Raw genomic sequence first — 15,490 nt, 5'->3', positions numbered from 1 at the left:
CCTACAGGTGTGCCGCGGCGACGTGGCGGTACGTGTAGCCCAGGCGTTCGTAGACCCTGATCGCGGCCGCGTTGTCGCCGTCCACCATCAGTCCGACTCGTCCGTGGCGCTTCACCAGTTCGGCAGTCACGAAACCGCACACCTGCCGCGACAGGCCCTTGCCGCGGGCAACAGGATGCGTCGCGACACCAGCGAGGAACCCGACCTCGGGCGCACTCCACGCGTCGGCGGCGATACTCAGCAGCTCGCCACGCTCGCCCGTCACCGCAGCCCAACGCCGTACGCCAGGATGTCCGGGCCACGCGTACGACGCGGGCGACGACTCGGTCAGCAACTCTTCGAGCCCGTCGTCGCTGTCCAGCCAGGCCGGACCTTGGTGAGTGGGACAGGTCCGGGTGTCCATCCAGCCGAAGGCCGCGCCGAACTGCAGGCCCGGGACGCGATCCACGAGGCCGCGGATCAGCTCCTCGTCGCCGAACGGGCGGAAGCTGGGCCCAACCTCGGCCAGCACCTTGGCCGCGAGCCGTCCCACCGCGTCCACCGGCCCGGCGACCGCGAGCCGATCGCGCTTGGACAGGTCCGGCGAGGCGACCGCCACCGCGTCCCCGTCGCACCAGGCGCGGACGCCGCGGCCGAAGCCCTGCGCGGCCCAGACGATCATCGGATCATCCGCAGTCGCCGTTGCGAGCGCTGCGGTCGTCAGAAGCTCATGCACGTTGGATCGCGTACGGGACGAGGTGGCGGTAGCCGCGGACGGCGACGCGGCGGAGGCGGTGGACGGCGTACGACGTGTGGCCGTCGAGGGCTGTGGCGAGTTCGCGGTCGGCGAGGACGCGGCCGGGTTTGCATTCCGTGGTGAGACGGGCGGCCAGGTTGACCACCTCGCCGTACACGTCGCCGAGCCGGATCAGGATCGTGCCGTACGCGAGCCCGATCCGCAGCTCGGGAAGGTCCTCGTCGGCGTTCACCGCGTCCTGCAGCGCGAGCGCGACCGCGGCGCCCTGCGCGGCGGTGTCGGCCACGAACAGCACCTCGTCGCCCATCGACTTGATCACCCGGCCGCCGTTCAGCGCGACCACGTCGGCGGTCGTACCCTCGAACCGCTCGATCAGCTCGCCGAGCTCGACCTCGGTCAACCGGCGGGTCAGGCGCGTGTAGCTGACGATGTCCGCGAACCCGACGGCCCGCACCCCGCGCGCGAGCTCGTCGGATCCCGCCACCGCCCGTCCGGCCGCCGCGGCGAGGTGCCGGCGCCAGACGTACGTCTGCAGCCGCTCCATGGCCGGTAGCAACAGTCCCGCGACCTCGATCGCCTCGTCCGCGGACAGCTTCGACCCGCCGAGGAAGTCCAGGAACATCGCCGACTGCCACGACGCCAGCCGGGACTGCGTCTGCCCGAGCTTCCGGGCCAGCGACGACTCCATCTCGGGCTCGATGAACCGGTCGTCCTCGAGCGCCGCGACCAGCCGCAACGCCTCGACGTCGTCGTCGGTGAAGGCCACCTCGTCGTCCGGAACGGTCGCGAACCCGAGCGCGTGCCACATCCGCTCGGCGCGCTGGATCGAGATCCCGGCCCGCTCGGACACCTGGATCCGGGTGAACTTCCGCTCCCCACCCAGCAGTGTCTGCTCGAACTCCCGCGTCAACCCGGCCAGATCCGGCGCCCGAGGGTCAGTGGCCACCGCGGCGCTCGGCGATCGTGGCGTCGATCGCGTCCCGGAACGCCGGCAGCCGACGGGTGAGGTCGTCGAACTTCTCCCGGGTGAAGTGCAGCAGCTGCAGCCGCGACTTCGCCGTGACGGTTGCCGTTCGCAACGTGTTCTTCCGGACCGCGACCTCGCCGGCGATGTCGCCCGGGCCGAGCTCGGCGATCTCCTGGCCCTTCTCGCGGACCGCCGCCGTACCGCTGAGGATCAGGTACGCCGCGTCCGGGGGCGTCTGCTCCAGGATCAGCGACCAGCCGGCCGGTACCGAGACCTCCTCGCCGGCGCGGAAGATCTCCCTGATGTCGCGTCCGGACAGATCCGCGAACAGCGGCAGGTCCCGTGGGGACGTCCTACCCAGTGCCACGTCGATCCTCCTCGTCGGCGATCAGCCGATGTTTCCAGTCAGTAACTCTAACGCACGCGCCGAACTCACCAGGACAGACGGGCGGCGGCGTCGAGCACTTTGTGCACCCACCAACCATTTCCGGCGCCGCGAAATGGTTGGTGGGTGCACAAAGTTGATGTTTGGGTGAGCGGTTGACCGGGGGGCGGGGTGGGGTTAGCGTCGGAAATCGATTTCTGGTGCCGCCCTAGGAGATGCCATGCGGAAACGATGGTTGCTTGTTGTCCCTGCTCTGATCGGAGTGGCCGTGGTTCCCGCTGACCAGTCCGCACCCGCCCAGGCGACCGCCGTACCGTCACCCGTCGAGCGGATCGCCAAGCTCACCGGTCCGCAGTCGATCAACGACACCGAGGCGCGCTTCGCCCTGAAGGCGACCGATCTCGGCATCCTCTGGGACAACGGGTCGGGCGAGATCCTGACCGCGTTCGGCGACAGCTACGGCAGCGGCTGGACCGGGCCGGGCGGCGGCGCCGGCGACCAGGCGACGATCGACTGGCGGTGCAACCTGCTCTTCCGCAGCAACGACCGCGACCTCGCCGACGGGATGACGCTCGACTCGGCGGCCGAGGACCGGCCCGGTCACGCCAAGGAGTTCCTGCCCTGCAAGAAGATCGACCGCGACGAGCACACGGTGATCCCGACCGCGGGGATCTCGGTCGGGAAACGCCAGTACGTGCAGTACATGTCGGTCAACTACTGGGGTCCGGCCGGCAGCTGGTTCACGAACTACTCCGGCTTCGCGTACTCCGACGACAACGGCGAGAACTGGACGAAGGACGCCGGCGCCCGCTGGCAGAACACCAAGTCCTGGGACGACAACTTCCAGATGGTTGCCCTGGTCAAGGACAAGGGCTATGTCTACATGATCGGTACGCCGAACGGGCGCTTCGGCAGCGCGCACCTCGCCCGGGTCCCCGAGCAGCAAGTACTGCAGAAGAAGGCCTGGCGCTACTGGGACGGCCGGACCTGGTCACCGCAGGAGTCGGCCGCCGTACCGATCGCGGTCGGCCCGATCAGCGAGGTGTCGGTGCAGTGGAACGCCTACACGGGCAAGTGGTTGATGATGTACCTCGACGAGCACCGCGCCGCGATCGTGCTGCGCTCGGCGAAGGACCTCACCGGCCCGTGGAGCGGCGAACAGGTCGTTGTCAAAGGCACCGAGTACCCAGGGCTCTACGGATCCTTCATGCACCCCTGGTCGTCAGGATCCGACCTGTACTTCACGATGTCCCAATGGGATCCGTACAACGTTTTCCTGATGCGCACCAAGCTCACCGATGACGGCCAGATCACCAACCTGGTAACGGATCCCGGCTTCGAGAGCCAGACGAGCGGTACGCCGTCCGCACCCTGGCAACTGAGCGGCACCGGCGGCATCGACCGCACGAACCTCGGCCACACCGGCGCCAACAACGCGTTCGTCCGAGACTCGATCGGCTCCCACCAGATCCAGCAAACCGTGGCCGTCCGTCCCCATCACCGCTACCGCTTGTCCGCCTGGATCCGGACGGCAGACAACAACTCCGAGACGACGCTCGGCGTCCGCACCTTGCGCGGACGCACGATCGCGCAGCAGACCGGCGGCGCGCACCCGCAGTACACGAAGGTCAGCGTCGACTTCGACTCCGGGCGCGAGTCGTTGATCCAGCTGTACGGCGGATTCTTCGGTCACGGCCAGGACGTGTGGCTGCAACTCGACGACGTGGTCCTGGAGGAGATCCGCTAGGGTGCGTCTCCCAATCCCACGCCGTCGCGAGCAGGTGCTCGGCGAGGTGCCGTGCCGAGTGCCGCGCAGTAGGCGTGGGATTGGGAGACGTGCCCTAGGCCGCACCCCGTCGGCGACGGGTACGGCGTGGCGCGGAGCGACGTCGTACCGGGCGGCGGGGGCCGACGAGGCGGGGACCGGCCAGGCGGTCCTCGAGGCGGCGGGCCTCGCGGCGGATGGGTTGGGCCACGTACTCGCCGAGGATCAGGCCCGAGGCGAGTGCGACGCCGATCGCGACCGCGGTCGTGAGACTGACGATGCCGATCAGCTGGCCGACGGCCATCAGCTCGTAAAGGCCCTTGTAGATCGTTAGCCCCGGCAGCAGCGGGATCGAGCCTGCGACGACCACGACCAGCGGCGGTACGCCGGTCCGCCGGCCGCTGGAGTAGCCGCCCAGGCCGACGACGAACGCTGCGGCCGCAGTGGACCAGGCCGGACCGAACGAGGCCCTGGTCATCAAGGTGAAGATCAGCGACGCCAGTGCGCCCATCACGGCGACCGGCAGCAACGCGCGGAGGGGTGCGTACGACGCGTAGGCGAACGCGACGGCCATGACCGCGCCGGAGATCACCATGATCGGGAGGTTCGCCAGCTGGATCGTCTGGGGTTCGATGCCCACGTTGAGACCGAACTTCAGGCCCAGCGTGAGCCCCAGCGAGACACCCGCGATGATCCCGCCGGTCAGGAGCATCGCCTCCAGACTCCGGGCCGCGGCGGTCACGTAGTACCCGGTGATCGCGTCCTGCACGGCACCGGTGAGGGCGATTCCGGCCAGGAGCATGATGATGCCGGCGGCAACGACCAAGGAAGGTTTCACCGGCGCGTGCACGGCGTACAGGACCAGCGCGACCGCGGTCGCCACGAACGCGCCGGCGACCTGCTGGTAGAACGCAGGGAGTCGCTGCCGGTTGAACCAGCGGTTGTTCAGGTCGATCACGATCGCGGTCAGCACCGCCAGCAACGTAATCAGCCAGCCGCCGCCGAGCAGCAACGTCGCGCCACCGGCCATCACACCCCAGGCGAGCACCGCACTCCACCGCGGGTACGGCGGACCGGCCGACGTCAGCCGGGCGAGTTCGCGGGACGCCTCCTCGCGGGTCACGTCGCCGCGGGCGAAGTGTCGTACCAGCCGGTCGACGTCGGTCAGCCGGGAGAAGTCCTGGGACCGGTAGCGGACCAGCCGGATGTGCGTCTCGGGCGCGACGTCCGGCGCCTCCTGGTACGAGACCGCCATCGAGGTGAACGTGATGTCGACCTCGCAGCCGCGCAGTCCGCCGGCCGCGGTGACACCGAGGATCGTCGCGGTGGCGTCCGCCGTACCGGCGCCGCTGGACAGCAGCACCTCACCGACCCGCAAGGCCAAGTCGATGGTGGCGTAGACCTCCCGCTGCTCGTCAGGCTCCATCTAAGAGCCGGTGAGCCATCGCGAGGTCGGTGATCAGGATGTTGACCCAGCCGCCGAGCAGCGCCGCGCGGATCGCGGAGTACTTGCGGTCGCCGCCGGCCACCCCGATCCGGCGCGGCACCGCCAGCAACTCCTTCGCGGTCACCCCGATGACCCGCTGGTCGAACGTCGAGCGCACGAGCTTTCCCTCTTCGTCGAAGAACCGGAAACACACGTCCCCGACGGCACCGAGCCTGCGCAGCTCGTCCTGGTCGGCCTCCGCGACCGCGTTCCCACTGCGCTGCAACAGCGGCGAGGGCTCGAGGCTGCCGATCCCGACCAGGGCGTCGGTGAGTTGCCCCCACGTGCCCAGAACGTCCCGAACCGACACGTCGTTCATCATCGCCCGGCGTACTGCGGGCGTCCCGACCAACCCGGGAGCGGGCAGGTAGACCGGCATCCCACCGGTCAGCTCGGCGAACCGCGCGGTCAGCCGGGTCGCCTGCATCTGCACCGCGGCGTCACCCAGCCCGCCGACGATCTGGACCACCTTGTCCACCACCGGCACGCTCTTGCGCGGCATCCGGTCCACGGCGCTGATCAGCGTCTCGCTCCAGGACGAGATCCCGACCACGTGCCCGCCGGTCAGTGTCATGTCCAGGTACGCCGCCGCGCCCGAGCCGAGCGCGGGCAGTACGTCGTCCCCCACGCCGAGGGTGTCGACGACGACCGCGTCGCGCAGCCCGTACCGGCCCTGCAGCTCGTCCTCGAGGTCGCTGTGCACGCCGCTCGGCATGGTCACCACGGTGTGCACGATGCCGACCTCGACGGCCTGTTTCAGCATCCGCGAGACCCGTGCCTGGGACAGGTTGAGCTCGGCGGCGATCTGCGGCTGGCGGATGCCCTTCTCGTGGTACATCCGCGCCACCTTCGCGAGCAGCCGCAGCTCGTCCAGCCCCGGCTGGCGCACGGCGCGGTTGCTGTTCACGAGTCCCCTTTCGGTGGCGATCAAATGGACTATAGGCAGATGTAGACCCTGGGCGCGCCACCAGCATCAGGCAATGGACTCCCCGGCGTGTCCCGGGTGCCGGTCGCCACCACCGACCCGTCCCGCGGATCGACGATCGTGTAGCCCAGCGGCACGGTGTCGTCGAACACCATCACCGGCCCGCCGTGCTCGCGGTACACGATCAGGCCGCCGTCCGCCGTACTCAGCGCCCGCCCCGAGATCGTCCGGGTCCAGTCCGGCGCCATGTCCGTGGTCGGCAACCCGTCGAGGATCTTCCCGAGCAGTCCGACGTACGTCGACCCTTCGAAGTCGATCGCCCCGCGCCAGCCCGCGCCCGGCGCCAGGAAGAACTCGGAGTGCCCCGGCTCCTCCGCGTGCAGCCGCCACTGCCACAGACTGCCCGCGCCGTAGACGACACCCATCGTGCCGCCCGCGCACAGGTTGCTCCACGCCTCGTGACCCTGCCACCAGCCCTCGGCCACCCCGGTCCGGCCGGTGTGCTCGTACGTCGGTTCGCCGTTCGCGACCGCCTTCACCGGCTCGTTCCGCCACATGTCCGCGACCCGCTCCGGCACGTGCTCGCCGGTGTGCCCGGTCTGACACCACTGGAAGTCCAGCCAGTCGGCGTCCTGATGCGCACGCGCGCGGATGTGCGGCCGGTAGTGGATCCCGGTCGGCTGCTCGTAGCAATCGGCCGCCTGCACCTCGGCTCCTCCGGCGGCAGTCTGCGGCTCGGCACCTGAGCCGTCGCCGCCGACGAGATAGATCGCCGGTTGCGCGCCGTACCGCGCGACGAGATAGCGGCAGTAGGCGGCGTACTCCTCAGGAGGTACGACGGTGCCGGCGACGTCGAGGCCCTTCCAGCCGAAGCCCTGGAACACCGGCTGCAGAACCGGGACGATGCCGTGCTCCACGAGAATCCTCAGCAGTTCGTCGAGGTACTGGAAGTACTCGACGTTCAGCTGGTTGAGATGGCCGTTCGGGAGGTCCTCGAAGCCGACGTCGAAGCCTTCGTCCTGGGTGCGGTCGCGCGGACCGACGGCCCGCATGTCCGGTTGGACGGTCATCAGCAGGACTGCGTTGAAGCCCTTGGACTGTCGGTCCGCGGCGTACTCACGCACCTGCTCGGGAGTGGCGCGCCAAGGTAGAGCCCAGGCGGTGTCGGCGACGAGGATCGCCGGGGTGCCGTCGGCGTGCACAAGGCTGCGGCCGTTAGGCGACATCCTCCAGAAGCCGTGGCGGTAGAACGGGTTGGGTTCGTCGGTTGGAGCATCCGAGACTTGCAGTTCACCGCCCGGCCACGTCCACCGACCGGGCTGCGGCGCGGCGAAGCGGACCTTCCGCGTCTCGCCGCCGTCGGCGAAGGTCGGCCGCCGGAGTTTGAGACCGCTCTCGTGTGTGAACTCGACCCAGTCGCCGGTTGCCGGCAGTTCAATCTCGTGCCAGACGGATGAGATGGACATGACACTCCCGGGATGCTGGTTGGCCGTTAAGCTGATGGTGAGAAGAACACACGTGCTCTGGGGTCGGTGAAATTCCGAGCCGGCGGTGACAGTCCGCGACCCGTGACTTCGCAAGAAGGAGCGGTTGACCTGGTGGAACTCCAGGACCGACGGTGAAAGTCCGGATGGGAAGACGCACGTGGCAGCTGCACGTCCGCTTGCCCAGGGACGTGATGTCTGTCGTTGCCCCGGAGTGCCAATCGGTTGCACTGCCCGAGAGGACAACGATCGTGAACACCGTCGCCAGCCTGGACACCATCGAACACGCCGTCACCGAGCTCGCCGCCGGACGACCCGTGGTGGTCGTCGACGACGAGGACCGTGAGAACGAAGGCGACCTGACCTTCGCAGCGAGCCTCGCGACGCCCGAACTGATGGCCTTGCTCGTCCGTCACACCAGCGGCTACGTCTGCGCGCCCGCCGCGCCGGAGATCCTGGACCGGCTCGAGCTGCCGCTGATGGTGCCGAACAACCAGGACAGCCTGCGGACGGCGTACACCGTGTCCGTGGATGCGGCGACCGGTGTCGGGACCGGCATCTCTGCCGCGGACCGGGCGCGGACCGTCCGCGTACTGGCCGATCCCTCGGCGCAGCCCGCGGACCTGATCCGGCCCGGCCACATCCTGCCGTTGCGCGCCGTCGACGGCGGAGTCCGGCAGCGCCCCGGTCACACCGAGGCCACCGTCGAACTCGTCCGGCTGGCCGGACTGCCGCCGGTCGGCGTGATCGGCGAGCTCATGAACGACGACGGCACGCTGATGGCCGGCGCGGACCTGCGCACGTTCGCCGACGCCCATGGCTTCGCGATGATCTCGATCGCCGACCTGGTCACTTACCTGTCGTGACGAGCTTGCGGGCGGCGTCCGCGATGCCCTCGGCGGACAAGCCGTACCGGTCCAGCAGATAGCCGGCCGACCCCGTGGGCGCGAACTCGGGGAACCCGAGGATCGACACCCGCGCCGGATAATGCTGTACGACGGTCTCGGCGACGGCACCGCCGAGGCCGCCGCCGGTCACCGCTTCCTCGGCGGTCACGATGCCGGCCGTCTCCCGCGCGGCCGCGACCACGGCGTCGGTGTCCAGCGGCTTCACCGTCGGCATCGACAGCACCCGGGCCGAGATCCCTTCCTGGGCGAGCCGTTCGGCGGCGGCCAGCGCCCGCCACAGCACGGTCCCGTTGCTGATCACGGTGACATCGTTGCCCTCGCGCACCGTGATCGCCTTGCCCAGCTGGAACTCGTAGTCGTCGGCGTACACCTTCGGCACACTCATCCGGCTGACCCGGATGAAGACCGGCCCTTCCGAGGAAGCGGCCCAGCGCAGCGCGGCCGCGGTCTCGATCGGGTCGGCGGGCACGATGATCCTGATCCCCGCGATGGCCCGCAGCCAGGCGATGTCCTCGATCGAGTGGTGTGTCGGGCCGAGTTCGCCGTACGCGACGCCGGGGCTCATGCCGCAGAGCTTCACGTTGGTGTTCGAGTACGCGACGTCGGCCTTGATCTGCTCGAGCGCGCGACCGGTGAGGAAACAGGACGCCGCCGACACGAACGGGATCCGGCCGCCGTTGGCCAGCCCGGACGCGACGCCGACCATGTCCTGCTCGGCGATGCCGACGTTGATCAGTCGGTCCGGGAACGCCTTGCGGAAGCTGTTCAGCTTGCTCGACCCGACCGAGTCGTTGACCACGCCAACGATCCGGTGGTCGGCCTCGGCCAGTTCGGCGAGCGTCTCGACGTACGCGTCCCGGCAGTCGTACCGCGGTTGGTCGGCAATCGAGGTGTGGATGATCGTCACAGCCGACCCCTGTCGTAGCGCGCCAATTCTGTCAGTGCTTGCTGGTACTCCGCGGCGTCCGGCACGCGATGGTGCCAGGCGACGTTGTTGCTCATGAACGAGATCGGGTGCCCCTTGTGCGTGTGGGCGATCACGAACGTCGGCTTGCCCGGCCGGAACGGTACGGCGGACAGCACGTCGAGCAGCTCGCCGTGGTCGTGACCGTTCACCTCGACCACCGCGAACCCGAACGCGGCCGCCTTCTCCGGCAACGGGTCGAGGTCGTTGGTCTCCTTGGTGGTCGCGCCCTGCTGCAGCCGGTTCCGGTCGACGATCACGGTCAGCCGGTCCAGCTGGTACTGCGAGGCCGCCATCATCGCCTCCCAGTTCGAGCCTTCCTGCAGCTCGCCGTCACCGACGAGCACATAAGTACGGCGCAACGAGACGTCGAGCTTCGCCGAGAGGGCATGACCGACCGCGACCGGCAGGCCGTGCCCGAGCGGACCGGTGTTGGCCTCGACGCCGGCGACCTTGTTCCGGTTCGGGTGCCCGTTCAGCGCGGACAGCGGCTTGAGGAACGTCGCGAGGTCCTCGACCGGCAGGAACCCGAACGCCGCCAGCGTGGTGTAGAGCGCTCCCGCGACGTGCCCCTTGCTCAGGATGAAACGGTCCCGCTCGGGGTCGTTCACCGTCGCGGGCGAGATGTCGAGCACAGCGCCGTACAGCGTGGCCAGGATGTCGATCGCGGAGAAGTCGCCGCCGATGTGCCCGGCGCCGGCGTGGTGGACCAGCGTGAGGTCCTGGATCCGGATCTGTTTGGCGGCTTCGGCGATGTGCGCGACCTGCTCGGCGCGACTGGAATGGATCGGTAGTCGTCCGCGCACCGGCATCGTGGCGTGCTCGACTGTGAGCGTCATACGATCTCCGCCATCGAACTCAGCAGCACCTTCTGGACCAGTTTCTGCGCGGCGAGCGCGTCGTGCGAGGCCTGTGCGGCGGCGAGGGCTTCGTCGTCCAGTACGTCGAGCGCGTGGTGGATCGCCTTGAGGAAGGTGATCGCCTGCTTCGCGGCCTGCACGCTGTCCTCGCGGAACGGGAACTGGTCGAGCTGCCAGACGCCCTCCCAGTTGTTCTTGCGCAGCGTGTGGAAGAACTCGAAGGTCTCGACCAGGTGCACCGAGCCGACCACCATGTCGTCGTCCCAGCCGCGCAGGTTGTCGTTGACGTCGATCGCGAACAGCCGGCCGTAGTCGATCGCCAGCTGCGCCGCGTCGGCCGGTGTCTCCTGGCCGTACAGCGAGTGACCGAAGTCGAGCAGGATGCCCAGGTTGGGCAGACCGATCTTCTCGATGCCGAGCAGCGTCCGGGCGACGTTCGGGAAGATGATCTTCACCCGCGGCTCGCGCGGCTTGTACTCGATCACGAAGTTGATGTCCGGATGCGCGCTCACCAGTTCCTTGAGCCCGTCCAGCGCGAGGTTCCAGATGTCGTGGTAGTTCACCTGGAACGGGTAGTCCCAGCCGTCCTGGCCCGGCCACAGCTTCACGTACGAGCAGCCCAGGTCCTTGGCAAGTTCGGTTGCCTGGTGCAACAGTTCCAGGGCCTGCTTGCGGACGGCGGGGTCCGGGTTCGTCAGCGATCCCTTGACGAAGTCGCGGGTGTAGATCTCCGGCGTGATCGCGATCGCCTTCAGGTTGTTCCGTTGCAGGGCCGCCTTGACGTCGTCCAGCGTGCCGTCGTACCCGGCGAACGGCCAGTTCAGGTCGACCACCGACAGATCGCCGACGGCACCGGCCCGGTCGATCTGTTCGAGCAGCCCGACGGGTTCGCCGTACCCGTCGGTGGCGTAGCGGTCCTTGTACGTTGCGAAGTGCCAGATACCTGCGCCGAAAACCGGCAGATCAGTCATCTTTGGTTCCTAACCTTTGAGCGAGCCGGCGGTGAGTCCGCCGACGATCCAGCGCTGCAGGAGCGTGTAGGCGATGAGGATCGGCACCACGGCGATCAGGATGCCCGCCGCGAGACCGGTGTTGTTGTTGGCGAACTGGCCCTGGAAGTTCAGCAGCCCGACCGGGATGGTCTTGTGCGCGTCCGAGTTCAGCAGGATCAGCGCGAACAGGAACTCGTTCCAGGTGGCGACCGCGTCCAGGATCGCCACGGTCACCAGGGCCGGGACCGAGAGCGGCAGGATCATCGTGAAGAACACCCGCCAGTCGCCGGCGCCGTCCACCCGGGCGGCCTCGATGATCTCGTCCGGGAGCTGCCGGAAGAACGACTGCAGCACCAGCACCTCGAACGGGATGCCGAACGCCAGGTACGGCCCGATCAGCCCGAAGATGCTGTCGGTCGCACCGGCCGAGCGCATCATGATGAAGACCGGGACGATCGTGATGTAGATCGGGATGGTCAGCCCGAGGAACACCGTGAACATCACCGTCCGGCGGAACTTCATCCGCAGCTTGGCCAGCGCGAACCCGAGCATCGCGGACACCAGCACCCCGAGCGGCACCTTGATCAGGGCCAGGATCGCGCTGTTCTTGTACGTCGTCGCGAAGTTGCCGATCCCCCACGCGTCCTTGAAATTCTCCCAGGTCAGCTGATCGGGCCAGGACAACGGCCCGTTCCCGATGAAGTCCGCGAGCGGGCGGACGGCGGTGATCACCAGCAGGGCCAGCGGCGAGATCCAGAAGAGGGCTATCACTGCTAGAACGAGCGTCAGCACCAGGCCGCGACGCCCCTTGGGTCCAGAACTGACGGGTTCGGTGGCGGTGGCCGAGGCGGGAGCGGTCACCTGGGCTGGGGCTATGGCGGTCATGAGGCCTCCCTCGTCTGGGAGCGGACGTAGGGGATGCCTACTGCGATCGCTACCAGGGTGATCACGACGGCGATCGCGGTGCCGTAGCCGGCCTGGTAGTACTGGAAGACGTTGAAGTACATCCACGTCCCCATCACCTGCGTCGACGTACCCGGACCGCCGTACGTCATCGCGTAGATCATGTCGAAGACCTTGAACGAGTCGATCAGGGACAGCGCCAGCACGATGTAGTGCGCCGGCCGCAGGCTCGGCATCGTCACGTACCAGAACCGCTGCCATTTCGTCGCGCCGTCGACGGTCGCGGCCTCGTAGAGCTCGTTCGGGATGCTCTGCAGGGCGGCCAAGTAGAGGAGCATCGGGAAGCCGGTCCGCAACCAGATCGCCGGCACCATCACGGCCCACAGGGCGGTCGAGTCCTGCCCGAGCCAGGCCTGTGCCAGTCCGTCCAGCCCGATCAGCCGCAGGAACGAGTTGATCGCGCCGTACTGCGGGTTGTAGAGCCAGCCCCAGATGCTCGCGATGGACACGAGCGGCAGGACGGCGGGCGTGTAGAAGATCAGCCGCAGGATCGGCTTGCCGTGCACCTTCCCGTTCAGCGCCATCGCCAGCAGCAGACCGATCACGGTCGGTACGGCGATCGTGACCACGGTCCAGATCAGGTTGTTCTTCACCGCGGTCACGACGACCGGGTCACTGGGCATCTTGAGGTAGTTGTCCAGGCCGACGAACTTGTACGTCGCGCTCAGGCCGTCCCAGTTGGTCAGGCTGAACCACAGTGACGACACCGCCGGGTACACCAGGAACCCGACATACACGATGAGCGCAGGCAGCGCGAACAGCCACGGTGACCAGCGGCCGCCGCGTTTGGGTTTGGAGAGCGCGACTGTCGTTGCCATGCTCAGCTCTTCGCCCAGGCGGAGACGATCTCCTGCATCTTCTTCGCCGCCGCGTCCGGCTTGACCGAGCCCTGCAGCAGATCGCTCTGCACGCTGAAGTACTGGTCGGCCTGCTTCTTCGGGAACGCCTGGTCCTGGATCGTGTAGAACGGGTTGCCCCCGTACTTCTGCGCCCACTCCGCCGACAGCGGCAGCGCCTTCGGGTCGGGCTCGGCGCCCTTGACCGTCGAGGCGCTGATCTGCAGCGCCTTCTGCGTCGCCGGCTGGACGAGGAAGTCGATCAGCGCCGCGGCCTTGTCGGCGTTTCCGGACTTGGCGTTGATCATGTAGCCCTCGACGAAGCCCGAGTGCCGGGCCGGCGACTTGTCGGTCGGCAGCTCGAAGGCGCCGAAGCCGGCCGGGCTCTTCTTCGCGGCCAGGATCGCGGCCGCCTCGGTCCATGGTCCGGTGATCGTGTACGCCACCTTGCCCTGCACGTACCCGGGTTCGATGTCGGCCGGGTCGAGGCCGAGTGCACCCTCCGGCAGCCACTTCTTGTCCTGCCACTTCTTGAACAACGTGAACGCCTCGACCACCTCGGGCCGGTCCCAGCTCTCGGCGCCGGTCAGCAACTTGTCGTGCAGCTCCGGGCCGGCGGTGTGCTCGAGCAGGTACTCGAACAGGCGCATGATGTCCCAGCCGTACTTGCCGCCGAGCCCACAGGGCGTGACGCCGACCGCGACGAGCTTGTCGTTGACCGCCTCCAGCTCGGCGTACGTCTTCGGCGGAGCGCTCACGCCCGCCTTGGCGAACATCGACTTGTTGTACCAGGCACCGATCCCGAGGGACACGAACGGTACGCCGGACTTCACGCCGTCGAACGTCATCCCGCCGATGGCCGTGGTGTTGATCTTCGAGTCCCATCCGTACTTGGAGTAGTACGGCGACAGGTCGAGGGCCTGCTTCGCCTTCGCGAACGGACTGCCGATCTGACCGCCCCAGATCCGCCAGACATCCGGGCCCTTGCCACCGAGCAGTTCCGTGCGCAGCTTGTCCGGATAGACCGCCGCACCCGACCCGGGCAGGCTGTCCACGGTCGTGGTCGTACCGTTCTGCTCGTCGAACTTCTTGACCTGCGCCTTCAGCAAGGCGAGCAGCGCTTCACCCTCGTAGGTGAACAGGCGAAGGTTGTTCGACGCTGCTTGGGTGGCTCCCCCGCCGGTCGACGTACCGCCGCCGGTGCAGGCGGACAGACCGGCGCCGAGTGCGGCGGCGGACGTGAGACCGAGGAATCCCCGGCGGGTGACGTTGCTCATTGCGTGCTCCTTTGACGGGCAAAGCGGCGGATCTTGGCGAACATGTCCTCCAGCAGGAAGCGGACGTCGACCTGCTCGCAGACCTGGATGGGGTTGTCGGTGCCGGGCAGGTACCACCCGTCGACACCGAAGCGCGGCGCCGGACGGGTCCGGAAGTTGCCGCTGTGCGGGTAGAGCATCAGGGAGATCGCAGGCGAGTCGCCGAGGGAGCGGGACTCGATCGGCTCGCCGTGGTACGTCGCGTTCCACTCGATCAGCTGCTCGATGAGGTACTTGCCGAGCGGACCGGCGTCGCCGATCTTCTCCTCGAGCTCCGCGTAGCTGACCGAGACCTTCGAGTAGACGTCGCTCGGGACCTGCCAGACCGTGATCCCGGACCCGAACACCACGTTGGCGGCGTGGATGTCGTTCGACAGGTTGAACTCCATCCGGTGGTCGGCCGCGTAGCCGTTGTAGCCACGACCGCCGATCCAGACCACGATCACGTTCCGGTGCACGAGCTCCGGGTCGAGCAGGATCGCCGACGCCATGTCGGTGAGCGGGCCGAGGAACGACACGAACAGCGGATCGCCCTCGGAGGCCAGCTTGGACTCCTCGATGATCAGCTGCGCGCCGGGTGAGTCGAGCGGGGTCTGCTCGTCCGGGATGCCGGTCGCCGCGCCGTTCGAGACGGTGACCTGGCCGGTCAGGTCCATCAGGTCCAGCAGCAGGTCGATCTCCTCGCGGGACTCCTCCATGCTGCGGTCCGACCGGTGGGTGCCGAAGTGCGCGGGGATCAGGCCGCGGACGTCGAAGGTCGGCGACAGCAGCCCGTGCACGATCGCGAACTGGTCGTCCGCCTCGTTCTTGGCATCGGTGTTGATGATCACCCGGCGTCTACTCGGCTTCACTCGCGCCCCTCCAGCGTCTCGTGCGAATAGATATTCAGTACTGCATAGCCTG

The 15,490-nt window shown here is 68.1% G+C and carries 15 protein-coding genes and 1 riboswitch; of the genes, 2 read left to right on the top strand and 13 right to left on the bottom strand.

Features of this window, described 5'->3' with window-relative positions:
- Position 1 precedes the first annotated feature (1 nt).
- Genes ACLJOO_RS20340 through ACLJOO_RS20330 form a run of 3 tightly spaced genes read right to left on the bottom strand, consistent with a single transcriptional unit; the run spans position 2 to position 2,070 of the window.
- The gene (locus ACLJOO_RS20340) at positions 2-715 is read right to left on the bottom strand and encodes a GNAT family N-acetyltransferase (protein WP_410788785.1); all 714 of its coding nucleotides are present in this window, start codon (positions 713-715) and stop codon (positions 2-4) included.
- On the bottom strand, positions 708-1,682 hold the full coding sequence (locus ACLJOO_RS20335; RefSeq protein ID WP_410788784.1) for an adenylate/guanylate cyclase domain-containing protein: 975 nt from the start codon (positions 1,680-1,682) through the stop codon (positions 708-710). The genes ACLJOO_RS20340 and ACLJOO_RS20335 overlap by 8 nt, the downstream gene beginning before the upstream one ends.
- Positions 1,672-2,070: a cyclic nucleotide-binding domain-containing protein gene (locus ACLJOO_RS20330; RefSeq protein ID WP_410788783.1), complete on the bottom strand. Its 399-nt coding sequence runs from the start codon at positions 2,068-2,070 to the stop codon at positions 1,672-1,674. Before ACLJOO_RS20330 ends, ACLJOO_RS20335 begins: the two co-directional genes overlap by 11 nt.
- A 286-nt stretch (positions 2,071-2,356) precedes the next feature.
- On the opposite strand from ACLJOO_RS20330, the gene ACLJOO_RS20325 reads away from it, so the two are divergent.
- Positions 2,357-3,835: a DUF4185 domain-containing protein gene (locus ACLJOO_RS20325; RefSeq protein WP_410788782.1), complete on the top strand. Its 1,479-nt coding sequence runs from the start codon at positions 2,357-2,359 to the stop codon at positions 3,833-3,835.
- A gap of 94 nt (positions 3,836-3,929) precedes the next feature.
- Here the strand turns inward: ACLJOO_RS20325 and ACLJOO_RS20320 are convergent, their stop codons facing one another.
- The 3 genes from ACLJOO_RS20320 to ACLJOO_RS20310 are packed head-to-tail and all read right to left on the bottom strand — an operon-like array spanning position 3,930 to position 7,730.
- A complete protein-coding gene (locus tag ACLJOO_RS20320) occupies positions 3,930-5,279 on the bottom strand; it encodes a threonine/serine exporter ThrE family protein (RefSeq protein WP_410788781.1) in 1,350 nt (449 codons plus the stop codon).
- Positions 5,269-6,246 (bottom strand): sugar-binding transcriptional regulator, encoded by a 978-nt coding sequence (locus ACLJOO_RS20315; protein WP_198682755.1) that lies wholly within the window; start codon positions 6,244-6,246, stop codon positions 5,269-5,271. The genes ACLJOO_RS20320 and ACLJOO_RS20315 overlap by 11 nt, the downstream gene beginning before the upstream one ends.
- A gap of 29 nt (positions 6,247-6,275) precedes the next feature.
- Positions 6,276-7,730 (bottom strand): DUF4038 domain-containing protein, encoded by a 1,455-nt coding sequence (locus tag ACLJOO_RS20310; protein WP_410788780.1) that lies wholly within the window; start codon positions 7,728-7,730, stop codon positions 6,276-6,278.
- 48 nt (positions 7,731-7,778) lie between these two features.
- Positions 7,779-7,912: riboswitch (FMN riboswitch) on the top strand.
- An 87-nt stretch (positions 7,913-7,999) separates the two neighbouring features.
- On the opposite strand from ACLJOO_RS20310, the gene ribB reads away from it, so the two are divergent.
- Positions 8,000-8,614: a 3,4-dihydroxy-2-butanone-4-phosphate synthase gene (gene ribB, locus ACLJOO_RS20305; RefSeq protein WP_410788779.1), complete on the top strand. Its 615-nt coding sequence runs from the start codon at positions 8,000-8,002 to the stop codon at positions 8,612-8,614.
- Here the strand turns inward: ribB and ACLJOO_RS20300 are convergent.
- Genes ACLJOO_RS20300 through ACLJOO_RS20270 form a run of 7 tightly spaced genes read right to left on the bottom strand, consistent with a single transcriptional unit; the run spans position 8,598 to position 15,438 of the window.
- A complete protein-coding gene (locus ACLJOO_RS20300; protein ID WP_410788778.1) occupies positions 8,598-9,563 on the bottom strand; it encodes a transketolase family protein in 966 nt (321 codons plus the stop codon). The genes ribB and ACLJOO_RS20300 overlap by 17 nt on opposite strands.
- Positions 9,560-10,459 (bottom strand): transketolase, encoded by a 900-nt coding sequence (locus tag ACLJOO_RS20295; protein ID WP_410788777.1) that lies wholly within the window; start codon positions 10,457-10,459, stop codon positions 9,560-9,562. Before ACLJOO_RS20295 ends, ACLJOO_RS20300 begins: the two co-directional genes overlap by 4 nt.
- Positions 10,456-11,451, bottom strand: coding sequence for a sugar phosphate isomerase/epimerase family protein (locus tag ACLJOO_RS20290; protein ID WP_410788775.1), 996 nt, complete (start codon positions 11,449-11,451; stop codon positions 10,456-10,458). The genes ACLJOO_RS20295 and ACLJOO_RS20290 overlap by 4 nt, the downstream gene beginning before the upstream one ends.
- A gap of 9 nt (positions 11,452-11,460) precedes the next feature.
- Positions 11,461-12,357, bottom strand: a complete 897-nt coding sequence (locus ACLJOO_RS20285) for a carbohydrate ABC transporter permease (protein ID WP_410788774.1) — start codon at positions 12,355-12,357, stop codon at positions 11,461-11,463.
- On the bottom strand, positions 12,354-13,253 hold the full coding sequence (locus tag ACLJOO_RS20280; protein ID WP_410788773.1) for a carbohydrate ABC transporter permease: 900 nt from the start codon (positions 13,251-13,253) through the stop codon (positions 12,354-12,356). Before ACLJOO_RS20280 ends, ACLJOO_RS20285 begins: the two co-directional genes overlap by 4 nt.
- Positions 13,254-13,255: 2 nt before the next feature.
- Positions 13,256-14,548, bottom strand: coding sequence for an ABC transporter substrate-binding protein (locus tag ACLJOO_RS20275; RefSeq protein ID WP_410788772.1), 1,293 nt, complete (start codon positions 14,546-14,548; stop codon positions 13,256-13,258).
- Positions 14,545-15,438 (bottom strand): nucleoside hydrolase, encoded by an 894-nt coding sequence (locus tag ACLJOO_RS20270; RefSeq protein WP_410788771.1) that lies wholly within the window; start codon positions 15,436-15,438, stop codon positions 14,545-14,547. Before ACLJOO_RS20270 ends, ACLJOO_RS20275 begins: the two co-directional genes overlap by 4 nt.
- Positions 15,439-15,490 lie beyond the last annotated feature (52 nt).

It is taken from the genome of Kribbella sp. C-35, from assembly GCF_046549195.1.
Lineage (GTDB): Bacteria > Actinomycetota > Actinomycetes > Propionibacteriales > Kribbellaceae > Kribbella.
This window is presented reverse-complemented; position numbering and strand designations above follow the sequence as displayed.

What these genes read in the sequence shown, in the direction of transcription:
- ACLJOO_RS20320 (WP_410788781.1), bottom strand. Translation starts at nt 5,279, where the DNA reads ATGGAGCCTGACGAGCAGCGGGAGGTCTACGCCACCATCGACTTGGCC.
- ACLJOO_RS20310 (WP_410788780.1), bottom strand. Translation starts at nt 7,730, where the DNA reads ATGTCCATCTCATCCGTCTGGCACGAGATTGAACTGCCGGCAACCGGC.
- ACLJOO_RS20295 (WP_410788777.1), bottom strand. Translation starts at nt 10,459, where the DNA reads ATGACGCTCACAGTCGAGCACGCCACGATGCCGGTGCGCGGACGACTA.
- ACLJOO_RS20290 (WP_410788775.1), bottom strand. Translation starts at nt 11,451, where the DNA reads ATGACTGATCTGCCGGTTTTCGGCGCAGGTATCTGGCACTTCGCAACG.
- ACLJOO_RS20285 (WP_410788774.1), bottom strand. Translation starts at nt 12,357, where the DNA reads ATGACCGCCATAGCCCCAGCCCAGGTGACCGCTCCCGCCTCGGCCACC.
- ACLJOO_RS20280 (WP_410788773.1), bottom strand. Translation starts at nt 13,253, where the DNA reads ATGGCAACGACAGTCGCGCTCTCCAAACCCAAACGCGGCGGCCGCTGG.
- ACLJOO_RS20275 (WP_410788772.1), bottom strand. Translation starts at nt 14,548, where the DNA reads ATGAGCAACGTCACCCGCCGGGGATTCCTCGGTCTCACGTCCGCCGCC.